Genomic DNA, 6,429 nt, shown 5'->3' with positions numbered 1-6,429 from the left:
AAAAGACATCATGCGCTGCCTCAAACGCTACATAGCCAACGAAATCCACCGCATCCTCACCCACCAAAACACCACACAACCAACCCCCACACCTTGACATAGGAGCATCGGAAAGACCGGAACCGAAAACCTAACTTTGGCAGAAAGCGAGGCGGCCAGTCGCGATGACCACCGGTTTTGCTGGCCGCTGCCGGTTGTGGAGGTGGCGAGGCGGCCGGTCACGATGATGGTGCGGCAATGCTGGCCGCCGCCGGTTGTGATGTCGGCCCGGCGGCCAGTTGTAATGGCGATCCGTTCTGCTGGCCGCCGCCGGTTGTGGAGGTAGCAGGGCGGCCGGTCGCGATGACCACCGGTTTTGCTGGCCACTGCCGGTTGTGATGTCGGCCCGGCAGCCGGTTGTGATGGTGACCGGTTCTGCTGGCCGCCGCCGGTTGTGGTGCGGGCGGCGGCGCGGATGGCGTGGTGGTGGTGGGTTCTGCTGGCTGCTGGCCGGGCGTGCGTCTTTTCGCTCCCGGTGTGGTGGCGTTCCGAAACAGCGCTGAAATTGGGCCGATCGTGGTTGGTGCGCTGTGTCTCAGTCCAGTTCTGACCCCAGTGGGGCGATGATCACGCGGACTCCGGTTTGCTCCAGTGCGCGGATGGCTTCTGGGTCGGCGCCGGCGTCGGTCACTACTGCTGTCACTGCGGAGAGGGGGCAGACTCGGCCTACTGCTACGCGGCCTAGTTTGGTGGCGTCGGCGAGGATGTAGGTTTCGGCTGATTGGGCGAGGATTGCTTGGCGGATGGGGATTTCTTCGAGGTTGGCGCCGGTGATGCCTGCTTTGGGGTGGATGCCGGAGGCTGCTAGGAAGGCTCGGTCGGCGAAGAAGCGTTCGAAGAACTTTTCGGTGCCGGTGCCTACGCAGGCCAGGTCGGCGCGGCGGATTTGGCCGCCGGGGAGGTGGACTTCGACGCCTTCGCGGCCGGCTAGTTCGGCGGCTGTGGGGAGGGTTAGGCAGAGGGCTCGGCCGCTGAAGGTGGCGGGGAGGGCGCGGGCGGTTTCGGCGACGGTGGTGCCCGCGTCGAAGACGAGGGTTTCGCCGGGTTCGACCAGGGCGGCGGCTGCGGCGGCGATGGCGCGTTTGGGGTCCAGGCGGGCTATCGCGCGGTCGTCGGTGCCGGGTTCCCAGCCTCGGGTCTCCTGGGCGACGGCGCCGCCGTAGACGCGGCGGAGGATGCCGCGTTCTTCCAGGACCTGGAGGTCGCGGCGGATGGTCTCGCCGGAGACGCTGTAGCGCGCGGCCAGGTCCTCGACGCGTACCCGGGTGTCGCGGCGGAGCTGGGCGGCGATGCGCAGGCGGCGCTCCTCGGGGAGCACCGCGTCGAGCAGTTCTTCCTTCATCGGTGGGGACTCCACAGCCGGCCGCAGGGGGTGCGCGCGGGCGCGCGCTGGGACCAGCGTAGTGGGGAGCGCGGTGGTGGGTGGGTGTGGGCGGGAGGGGGTGGGAAATGTGTGGCTTCTTGGGCGAACAAGTCGTGGAGTCTTGACGACTTGTCGGGGAATTGCCACACTCGGCGCCACGACGACGCGCCAGACCACAACATCGCAAGGGACCACCCACACCTTGGAGTGAGGAAGCCATGTCCAGCCCGACCCCTCGACGACGCGCTTTCGCCCTGGCCGCGGTACTGGCCGGGGCGGCGGTGCTGAGCGCTCCGGCGGCCAGTGCCGCCGGGCGGGCCGACGCCGCGCGGAGTGCGTTACTCCAGCAGGCGCCGGTTTCCGGCCAGACGTTGACCGTGGCCACCAACGGCAGCATCGACTCGCTGTCGCCGTTCCTGGCCCAGCGCGCCCTGCCCACCGCGGTGCACCGCCTGATGTACGACTTCCTCACGAACTACGACGCCAAGGACGACCACGCGATCGACGCGCTGGCGAGCAAGTGGACGACCTCGCCGGACAAGCTGACGTGGACCTTCACCATCCGCGACGGGATGAAGTGGTCGGACGGTCAGCCGGTGACCGCCGACGATGTGGCGTGGACCTACAACCTGATGATGACCAATGACGACGCGGCCACGGCCAACGGCAACTTCGTCGCCAACTTCAGCAAGGTGGCCGTCGACGGCGGCAATGTCGTCATCACGTTGAAGCAGGCCCAGTCCACGATGCTGGCGCTGGACATACCGATCGTGCCCAAGCACGTGTGGGAGTCCCATGTCGCGGACATCGGCAAGTTCAACAACGACACCCAGTTCCCGGTGGTGGGCGACGGGCCGTTCATCCTGACCGGTTATCAGAAGGACCAGTACCTGACGCTGGACGCCAACCCCAACTACTGGCGCGGCAAGCCCGGCTTCGACCACCTGGTGTTCAAGTTCTACAAGGACGCCGACGCCGAGGTGGAAGCGCTGAAGAAGGGCGAGGTCGACTTCGTCTACGGCCTGACCCCGGCGCAGTACGACTCGCTGAAGGGCCAGTCGAACATCGCCACGAACAAGGCCCCCGGCAAGCGGTTCTACGCGCTGGCCGTCAACCCCGGCGCCACCACGAAGGACGGCCAGGCGTTCGGCGACGGCAATCCCGCTCTGCAGAACCAGCAGGTCCGGCAGGCGATCATGTACGCGGTCGACACCAAGACGCTCGTCGCCAAGACCCTCGGCGGCTACGGCACCGTGGGCGGCGGCTACATCCCGCCGATCTTCGGCACCTACCACTGGGACCCGGACTCGGCCGGCGCCTACTCCTACAACCCGGACAAGGCCAACCAGCTGCTGGACGCCGCCGGGTACAAGAAGGGCTCCGACGGGATGCGCACCTCCCCCGACGGCAAGCCGCTCTCCTTCCGGATCCTCGGGGAGACCAACCGGCCCGACGACACCCAGAATGCCGCCTACCTCACCGAGTGGCTCAAGGCCGTCGGGATCGGCTCCAGCACCACCGTCGTGGACCAGGGCAAACTCGGCGACACCGAGACCGCCGGCACCTTCGACCTGGCCTTCGACAGCTGGACGGTGAACCCCGACCCGGACTACGTGCTGTCCATCCAGCAGTGCGACCTGCGGCCCAAGACCGCCGGCAAGAGCTTCGCAGGGGACGACTTCATCTGCGACAAGGACTACGACGCCCTCTACCAGAAGCAGATCACCGAGTACGACCCGGCGGCGCGCGCCGACGACGTGAAGCAGATGGAGCAGAAGCTCTACTCCGACGCCTACATCAACGTCCTGTACTACGCGAACGCGCTGGAGGCCTACCGCTCCGACGTGATCGGCAGCTGGGACAAGCAGCCGCAGCCCGAGGGCGCCTACTGGGGCCAGGACGGGTACTGGGCGTTCTGGTCGGCCAAGCCGGCGTCCGCCTCGTCCTCGTCGTCGAGTTCGAACACCGGCCTGGTCGTCGGCATCGTCATCGCGGTGGTGGTGGTCGTCGGCGGCGGCGGGGTGTTCCTGATGCGCCGGCGGCGTACCGCGACCGCTGAGGAACGCGAGTAACAACAGTGTCGATCTCCCTCCCCGCTCTGCCGGACGCCGCGACCCCGCCCCCTCCCCCCGACGGGGCCGCGGTGGTCCGGCGGCGCGGCCTCGCCATCTCGCCGCGGTACGCCGCCGGCCGGATCGGCGGGGCCGCGGTGAGCATGCTCGCCGTCGTCTTCATCGGTTTCTTCCTGTTCCGCATCGTGCCGGGCGATCCGGTGCGGGCCATGACCCGCGGCCGTCCGGTCGACGCCGACCAGCTGGCGGCGCTGCGGCACCAGTTCGGCATCGACAAGCCGCTGCTCTCGCAGTTCGCCGACTACGCCTCGCGGGTGGCCCGGGGCGACCTGGGCACGTCGTATCAGTACAAGAGTTCGGTCAGCGCACTGATCGGCAGCCACGTGTGGCCGACGGTCTACCTGGTGGGCACCGCGACCGTGATCGCGGCGGTGCTGGGGATCCGGATCGGGATCCGGTCGGCGTGGCGGCACGGGAGCCGCGCGGACCGCGCCAACAGCGGGATAGCGCTGGTGCTGTGGTCGATGCCGACGTTCTGGCTCGGGCTGATCCTGATCGTGGTGTTCTCGGTCGGGTTCGGGCCGATCCCGGGGCTGTTCCCGACCGGCGGGATGAGCGCGCCGGACGTGCACGGCTTCTTCCCGGTGGTGTGGGACCACCTGCGGCACCTGGTGCTGCCGTGCCTGACGCTGGTCGCGGTGCTCTATGCGCAGTACCTGCTGACCATGCGGGCGACGCTGCTGGAGGAGCTCGGCGCCGACTACCTGACCACGGCGCGCGCCAAGGGGCTGCGCGACGACGACGTGCGGCGCCGGCACGCGGTGCCGAACGCGATGCTGCCGGCGGTGACGCTGGTGTTCCTGAACCTGGGCACCGCGGTGTCCGGCTCGATCCTGGCCGAGACCATCTTCTCCTGGCCGGGGCTGGGGTCGCTGTTCTACGAGGCGCTGACGGTTCCGGACCTGCCGCTGCTGGAGGGGTTGTTCATCTTCTTCGCGGCGGCGGTGATCGTGATGAACCTGCTGGCCGAGCTGCTCTACCCGATCCTCGACCCGAGAGTGCGGACCACGTGATCGCCGACTTCCGCCGGCTGCGCGCCGGGATGGCCGGCCTGGCCTTCCTGGTGCTGACCGCCCTGGTGGCGGTGGCGGCCCCCTTGTTCATCTCCGGGCACGATCTGTCCGCGGCGTTCGCGCCGGGGGCGCCGCGGCAGGCGCCGTCGAGCGACTTCCTGTTGGGCACCGACGCGTTCGGGCGGTCGATGGTCGACGTGACGATCTGGGGCGCCCGGATCTCGCTGACCGTGGGGCTGCTGGCCACGCTGCTGGCGGTCGGGATCGGGGCGCTGGTGGGCATCACCGCCGGGCACTTCGGCGGCTGGGCCGGCACGGTGCTGATGCGGGTGACCGACTGGTTCGTGGTGCTGCCGGTGCTGGTGCTGGCCACGGCGCTGGCCTCGGTGCTCAGTCCGGGCATGGGGACGGTGGTGGTGGCGATCGGCGTGACGTCGTGGCCGCGCACCGCGCGGGTGGTGCGGGCGCAGACGCTGTCGGTGGAGGCCCGGCCGTACATCGAGCGGGCGAAGGCGCTGGGCGGCGGGCACGGGCACGTGATGGGGCGGCACATCCTGCCGAACGTCATGCCGCTGATGCTGGCGCAGGCCACCTTGACGGTCTCGGAGGCGATCCTGGCCGAGGCGACGCTGGCGTTCCTGGGGCTGAGCGATCCGACGAAGGTGTCCTGGGGCACGACGCTCCAGCTGGCGCGGCAGGTCGGCGCGGTGAGCGCGGACGACTGGTGGATCCTGCTGCCGCCGGGGCTGGCGATCGTGGCGGTGGCGCTGGCGTTCACGGTCGTCGGCCGGGCGCTGGAGCAGGTATTGAACCCGCGGCTGCAGGAGCTCATGTGAACGCCTCGACTGTCATCGGGCCGGCCGCGGCCGGCGAGCCGACCGGTACCGACGTCCTGCGGTTGGAGGACCTGCACGTCTCCTACCGGACGGCCGGCGGGGCGGTGCCGGCGGTGCGCGGCGTGAGCCTGGCGCTGCCCGCCGGCGGCCGGCTCGGGCTGGCCGGGGAGTCCGGCTGCGGCAAGTCCACGCTGGCCTCGGCCGTGCTGCGGCTGCTGCCGAGATCGGCGGAGGTCGGCGGGCGGATCCTGCTGGAGGGCGAGGACGTGCGGGAGATGGGCTGGGGCCGGCTGCGCGCCGTGCGCTGGGCCCGCGCGTCGATCGTGTTCCAGGGCGCCATGCACTCGCTGAACCCGGTGCGCCGGGTCGGGGACCAGATCGCCGAGCCGATCCTGCTGCACGAGAAGGTCGGCCGCGCCGAGGCGGACCGGCGGGTGGCGCGGCTGCTGGACCAGGTCGGGCTGGTGGCCGCGCGCGCCGGGGCGTATCCGCACGAGCTGTCCGGCGGCCAGCGGCAGCGGGTGGTGATCGCGATGGCGCTGGCCTGCTCGCCGCGGCTGATCGTGGCCGACGAGCCGACCACGGCGCTGGACGTGATGATCCAGGCCCAGATCCTGCGGCTGATCGGGGAGCTGGTGGCCGAGCACGGCATCAGCCTGCTGATGATCAGCCACGATCTGGCGGTGCTGGCCGAGAACTGCGACCGGCTGGCGGTGATGTACGCCGGGCGGATCGCCGAGGAGGGCCCGGCCGACCAGGTGTTCGCCGCGGCCCGGCATCCGTACGGCCGGGCGCTGGCCGGGGCGTTCCCGCGGATCGGCGATCCGGCGTCCCGGCACGGTCCGCGCGGGCTGCCCGGCGACCCGCCGGACCCGGCGCACCTGCCGGCGGGCTGCGCGTTCGCGCCGCGCTGCCCGATCGCGGCGGACGCGTGCCGGGAGGCCGAGCCGCCGCTGATCGCGGCCGGGGAGCAGCGGCTGGCGGCGTGCATCCGCATGGACGCGTGGCAGGAGGCGAAGTGACGGAGTCGGGGACGGGGACAGAGC

5 protein-coding genes are annotated in these 6,429 nt (G+C 70.3%); 4 read left to right on the top strand and 1 reads right to left on the bottom strand.

The features are described 5' to 3' along the window. Nucleotides 1-574 precede the first annotated feature (574 nt). Nucleotides 575-1,381, bottom strand: a complete 807-nt coding sequence (locus tag ABD481_RS29970; protein WP_344669145.1) for a DeoR/GlpR family DNA-binding transcription regulator — start codon at nt 1,379-1,381, stop codon at nt 575-577. Nucleotides 1,382-1,620: 239 nt separating this feature from the next. Here ABD481_RS29970 and ABD481_RS29965 point away from each other — a divergent pair, with 239 nt between their 5' ends. Genes ABD481_RS29965 through ABD481_RS29950 form a run of 4 tightly spaced genes read left to right on the top strand, consistent with a single transcriptional unit; the run spans nt 1,621 to nt 6,405 of the window. Beyond that, nucleotides 1,621-3,474 (top strand): ABC transporter substrate-binding protein, encoded by a 1,854-nt coding sequence (locus ABD481_RS29965; protein WP_344669144.1) that lies wholly within the window; start codon nt 1,621-1,623, stop codon nt 3,472-3,474. 5 nt (nt 3,475-3,479) lie between these two features. Continuing rightward, nucleotides 3,480-4,547, top strand: coding sequence for an ABC transporter permease (locus ABD481_RS29960; protein WP_425559319.1), 1,068 nt, complete (start codon nt 3,480-3,482; stop codon nt 4,545-4,547). Beyond that, the gene (locus tag ABD481_RS29955) at nt 4,544-5,383 is read left to right on the top strand and encodes an ABC transporter permease (protein WP_425559318.1); all 840 of its coding nucleotides are present in this window, start codon (nt 4,544-4,546) and stop codon (nt 5,381-5,383) included. Before ABD481_RS29960 ends, ABD481_RS29955 begins: the two co-directional genes overlap by 4 nt. Beyond that, a complete protein-coding gene (locus ABD481_RS29950; protein ID WP_344669143.1) occupies nt 5,380-6,405 on the top strand; it encodes an ABC transporter ATP-binding protein in 1,026 nt (341 codons plus the stop codon). The genes ABD481_RS29955 and ABD481_RS29950 overlap by 4 nt, the downstream gene beginning before the upstream one ends. Nucleotides 6,406-6,429: the final 24 nt, after the last annotated feature.

Source organism: Catenulispora yoronensis, from assembly GCF_039531695.1.
GTDB lineage: Bacteria > Actinomycetota > Actinomycetes > Streptomycetales > Catenulisporaceae > Catenulispora > Catenulispora yoronensis.
This window is presented reverse-complemented; position numbering and strand designations above follow the sequence as displayed.